General features: G+C 67.1%; 5 protein-coding genes. 2 read left to right on the top strand and 3 right to left on the bottom strand.

The window, feature by feature from the left end; all coding sequences use genetic code 11:
* Window positions 1-148: 148 nt before the first annotated feature.
* Both motA and V6D00_00930 read left to right on the top strand, forming a co-directional pair.
* Entirely contained in the window at window positions 149-1,048 is a 900-nt protein-coding gene (motA, locus tag V6D00_00935) for a flagellar motor stator protein MotA (GenBank protein HEY9897719.1), read from the top strand.
* A gap of 3 nt (window positions 1,049-1,051) precedes the next feature.
* Entirely contained in the window at window positions 1,052-1,798 is a 747-nt protein-coding gene (locus tag V6D00_00930) for a flagellar motor protein MotB (GenBank protein HEY9897718.1), read from the top strand.
* Here the strand turns inward: V6D00_00930 and V6D00_00925 are convergent.
* From V6D00_00925 to V6D00_00915, 3 genes are all read right to left on the bottom strand, one after another.
* A complete protein-coding gene (locus V6D00_00925) occupies window positions 1,788-2,690 on the bottom strand; it encodes a metallophosphoesterase (GenBank protein HEY9897717.1) in 903 nt (300 codons plus the stop codon). The genes V6D00_00930 and V6D00_00925 overlap by 11 nt on opposite strands.
* A 50-nt stretch (window positions 2,691-2,740) precedes the next feature.
* Complete coding sequence (locus V6D00_00920; GenBank protein HEY9897716.1) at window positions 2,741-3,550, bottom strand: hypothetical protein; 810 nt, start codon at window positions 3,548-3,550, stop codon at window positions 2,741-2,743.
* A 97-nt stretch (window positions 3,551-3,647) separates the two neighbouring features.
* Entirely contained in the window at window positions 3,648-3,815 is a 168-nt protein-coding gene (locus V6D00_00915) for a hypothetical protein (GenBank protein HEY9897715.1), read from the bottom strand.
* Between the last annotated feature and the right edge of the window lie 90 nt (window positions 3,816-3,905).

The following is a 3,905-nucleotide window of genomic DNA, read 5'->3' as shown; positions in this document are numbered from 1 at the left end:
GGGGGGCTGAGACCCCCATCTTAGGCGAATCTTCAGCAATTAAAAAGGTAGCTTTCAGGGGGAAGTGGGTATAGGTGGACCGGTGCTTCTCTGTTTGTTGTAATGACGAAATATCGTTATTTTGTTGAATATGTCGAGGTGATTCCAGTTGTTCGCGATTATCGGGCTGTTCATCGTCTTCGGTGCGGTCTTCGGGGGCTTCATCGGCGAGGGCGGCCCCATCCTGATCCTCTACCAGCCGTACGAGTTCCTCATCATCGGTGGGGCGGCGATAGGGGCCATGCTCGCCGGGACGCCGCCGGCGGTCCTGAAGCTGATCACCAAAGAGCTGCCCGCCGTCTTCGCCGGCTCCAAGTACCCCCGCGCGGCTTACGACGAGCTGCTGGGGGCGATGTTCGCGATCTTCACCCGTGCCAAGCGTGAGGGCTTCTTGACGGTCGAGGCGGATCTCGCCAATCCTCAGGAGTCCGAGGCGTTCGCCCCCTATCCGGCCCTCCTGGCCAATCACCACGCCCTCGAGTTCCTCTGCGACTCCATGAAGCTCGCGATCAGCTATCAGGCGAAGCCCGAGCACATCGAGCTCGCGATGGACATCTACCTGGAGACCCATCACGAGGAAGGGGGCCTCGGCAGCGCCTCCTTGACCCGCGTCTCCGACGCCCTGCCCGGCCTGGGCATCGTGGCGGCGGTGCTCGGCATCATCATCGCCCTGCAGAACCTCGCAGCTCCCCCCGAGGTCCTGGGCCACTCCATCTCGGCGGCGCTGGTCGGCACCTTCCTGGGCCTCCTGCTCTCCTACGGCATGATCCAGCCCATCGCGGCCAACATCGAGGGGCAAGCCAAGGAGAGCGCCCGCTACTTCCAGTGCATCCGGGAGTCCGTCGGCGCCTACTTCAACGGCTGCGACCCCATCGTCGCCGTCGAGATCGGTCGCCAGGCCATCTACTCCTACAACCGCCCGACGGCCGACCAACTCGACGCCATCGTGTCGGGCCGTTCGGGGGCGCCCGCGAGCGCCGAGGGCGCGGCCGCGCCCTCGGGGGCCTAGGTCGTGGGGCGCAGGGGCAGAGGCGGGCACGGCGGCCATCACGGCGGCGCCTGGAAGGTCGCCTATGCCGACTTCGTCACGGCGATGATGGCCCTCTTCCTGGTGCTGTGGCTCACGGGCCTCACCACGAAGGACCAGAAGAAGAGCATCGCCGATTTCTTCAAGGACCCCTCGATCTTCGGGCAGGGCAAGGGCGTCATGAAGGGGCAGGAGACCCCCGTCAACGCCACCATCGTCGACAACCCGCCGATGGGCATCCAGCCCGTCCCCGACGTCCAGTCGCCGCCCGCCTCGACCGAGAGCATCTCGGCCGAGATCCAGGAGGCCCTGATGGAGGGCTCGCTCTGGCCGTTTCGCGACAGCATCCAGGTCAAGGAGACGCCCGAGGGCATCGAGCTCTCGGTGGTCGAGAAGGCGAAGAAGGTCCTCTTCGACAGCGGCGCCGCGGCGCCGAGCCCCCGGACGATCGACATCCTCAAGGCGATCGCGCGCGAGCTCAAGGGAATCAGCAATCACATCATGATCGGCGGCCACACGGACGCCCACCCGCTGGCCCTCAGGACCGGCTACACCAACTGGGAGCTCTCGGCGGATCGCGCCAACAAGGCGCGCACCATCCTGGAGCAGAGCGGGATGGCCCCCGCGCGCATGTGGGCGGTAAGGGGCTTCGCCTCGACCCACCCGATCAACGAGAAGGACCCCTTCGCCAGCGAGAACCGGCGCATCTCGATCGTGATCCTCAAGAATTGAGCGAGCCCGCGCGGGGCACCGTGATGGTGCCCCGTCGCGCGTACGACAGGCGGTTGAGCGCGAGGTGGCGCATGGCCGTCCCGCGGGCGCACGCGCGGTCCTCGTGCGCCAGGAGCGGCACCTGGCGCCACTCGTAGCGGATCTCGTGGGCCATGGAGTGGTGGCTCACGGTGAAGATCCGGTACTGGTGGGGGTGCTCCACCAGCGAGGGGCCTGTGAGCACCGTGGTCGAGGCGAAGGCGGCGCTGCTGCTCAGGTGGTAGTGGCCGCACAGCATGAAGGGGGCGTTGGAGTGAGGGGCGATCGCCGCGCGCAGGCGAAGGCGATCGGTCTCCTCGAACTTGAGCGCCCCCATCAGGGGGTACGGGGTGACCGGCGGGTGATGGATGGCGAGGATCGCAAGCTCGTCGCGGCTCTCGGCCAGGGTCTCGTGGAGCCAGGCGGCCTGGTGCCGCGAGAAGTGGCCGCGCCAGGTCAGGTAGCGATCGGAGCCGTTGTCGGTCGAGTCGAGCACCACCAGCCGCATTCCCGCGGCGGGCGAGAGGGCGTAGTGGGGGCTCATCCGGGACAGCCCGTGATCGCCGAGCTCGCGCATGACGAGGTCCTTGCGCGCGTGGACCTCGTCGCCCTCCACGTCGTGGTTGCCGAAGGCCGCGTAGAAGGGCATTTTCAGGCGAGCGAGGATATCGCGCATGGCCCGGATCTCCTCGGGCACCCGATCGGGGTAGTGGAACAGGTCGCCGGTCAGCACGACGAAGTCCACCCCCTGGGCGTTCAGGTCCTCCACCGCGGCCTCCAGGACCGGCACGCCCGTGGGGTAGCGGTTCTGGGAGAGGGTGGTGAAGTGAAGGTCCGTGAGGTGGGCGAAGCGGATGGACTTGGTATTCGGCATACTGGCGCTATACCCTCCCAGGGCGCGGGGGATACGGGTCGATCGAAAGTCTAGCTCCCCATGATCGTCATCAGCAAGAAGTAGCGATTGGAGAAGAGCTGCACGTAGCCGTAGGCGGTGCCCAGGTTGGGGATGCGTCCCCCCCTGCGCCAGGCCGGATACCAGACGTCCATCACCGTGCCGAACATGTCGTTCTGCTGCCAGCGGGCCTTGAACTCGCGCGCGCCGAGCGTCAGGTTGAGGTGCGGATCCCGCTTGAGGCGCGAGACCCGGCTCTCGAGGTCACCGGCGAGCCAGGGATGGTCCTGGGCCTGGACGGAGGTGAGCCCGACGGCGACGAGGCCGCGCCGGCGCGTGTCCTGGTTGGTGTCGAAGTTGCTCTCGGTCCAGACGTAGGCCCCGAGGATCAAGGGATCGATCTGCTGCTCGATGGCCACGCGCTCGATCAGCGCCCCGTAGCGCTGCCAGCCGATCATGCCCTCCTTGGCGGTCAGTCCCCAGCGATCCTTGGCCGGGGTGAGGAGGTTGTAGGGGGTCAGCTCGTCGTGACGCTTGTGCGGCAGGGCCTCGAGCGTCTGGTAGAGGGGCTCGACCTGGCCGGCGGGAACCCCCATCCGCCGCGCCTTGACGTCCCAGTCGTCGTCGCCCAGCGCGTCGCTGAGCTGCCAGATCTGGGCGGGGGTGAGGCGATGGCGCCGGGCGACCTCGGCGAACTTGGCCCCCATGTCGAGCGCGAGCGCGTCGACCCGCTGGTCTAGGCTCGGTCGCGCCGGCGCGGCGAGTCCCGGCGCCTGGTGCAGCATGACGAGCGCGGCGACGAGCGACGCCAGCGCGCCAATCCCCCTTTTCTTACGAGACAACCCCCGGGTCATGGCTCCTCCAGCGTCGCCACTCTCAGGGGTTGCATACCCGGTGCGGACCCGTCATCACGCGCAGGCCCGCCGGTCGTCCTACGGGCTACTCCTCTTCGTGGTGCTCGCGGATGTCGCGCAGGCGCGCCTTGACGGCCTCGAAATTGACCTTCAGGACGTTGATCTCGGCCCCGGTCATCTTGGGCTTGGCGCCGAGCAGGAAGTCTTGCAGGGAAGCGAGCTGTTCTTCGGCTTGCTGGATCTTGGTCTTCATGTGGCGATATCCTCTGCGGTCGTGCGGGAAGGGGCCTGGCCCCGAAACCCTATCACTTTAGCATGGGTGCGAAGGGGGGCGTTGGCGATC

This window comes from Pantanalinema sp. (assembly GCA_036704125.1).
Taxonomy (GTDB): Bacteria; Cyanobacteriota; Sericytochromatia; order S15B-MN24; family UBA4093; genus JAGIBK01.
Note: the sequence above shows the minus strand (reverse complement) of the source record. Positions and strands in the feature narration are given on the sequence as shown.